Below are 649 nucleotides of genomic sequence, written 5' to 3' on the forward strand. Positions count from 1 at the left end.
GCGCGTCAAACGCCTGCGAGTACAGCGCGGGCAGGATGATGCCGCGCGTCAGCTCGCCGCCCGGGGAAAAGACGATCACCTGTTCGCCGACGGTGGGCGCCGACCAGGTGCGCGTGCTGCCGGCGCGCCGTGTTGCCCATTTCAGCCATTCGGTGGTGAGGGTCGGCCCAAGCCGCACGCGCGCCTTGGCCCCTTTGACCTCGGCAATGGTGCCCAGGCGGATCAGGTTTTGCAGCAAACGGAGGAGGTCGGACAGGTCGGCGTTCATGCAGTGCATGTTGCCGAAGTCCGCGCGCGGATGCACGCGGGAGCGGGTTGATAAGGGGCTTAGCGACTTCGGTTGATTGCAGAGTCAGAACGCATTGTTATAGTGCGCCCCCATGAAATTGTCGCTGCATCAAAACTTTAGCCGCCGCGAGGGCATCGTTCACCTTTGCAGCTACATCCGGAGTGACGCCCGTGCCCTCCCAGTTTGTATGGGTAATTGAGCTGATCGGGCGCTTGCTTGGGATAAAGATAGCAAAATGCTCGCTGAGACGATATGGGCGCGAAGCGTTGGCGCCGCCCCAAGTGCGTTCCCCGATCACCTTGGCGCGTTTCAGCGCCTGCATTTGGTACGCAAATGATTCGGCGGCGGACTTCGTATCGG

The 649-nt window shown here is 61.8% G+C and carries 2 protein-coding genes; both read right to left on the bottom strand.

Annotation, left to right across the window (positions count from 1 at the left end):
* Positions 1 to 277, bottom strand: a 277-nt coding sequence (locus tag MRBLMS1_RS14935; protein WP_485880120.1) for a phage baseplate assembly protein V, incomplete at its 3' end; no start/stop codon positions are given.
* 88 nt (positions 278 to 365) lie between these two features.
* Positions 366 to 649: S41 family peptidase (locus MRBLMS1_RS14940; RefSeq protein WP_485880122.1), on the bottom strand; the 284-nt coding region annotated here is incomplete at its 5' end.

Origin of the sequence: Massilia sp. LMS1-1-1.1, from assembly GCF_040815535.1 — a bacterium.
GTDB classification, from domain to species: Bacteria; Pseudomonadota; Gammaproteobacteria; order Burkholderiales; family Burkholderiaceae_D; genus Janthinobacterium; species Janthinobacterium aestuarii.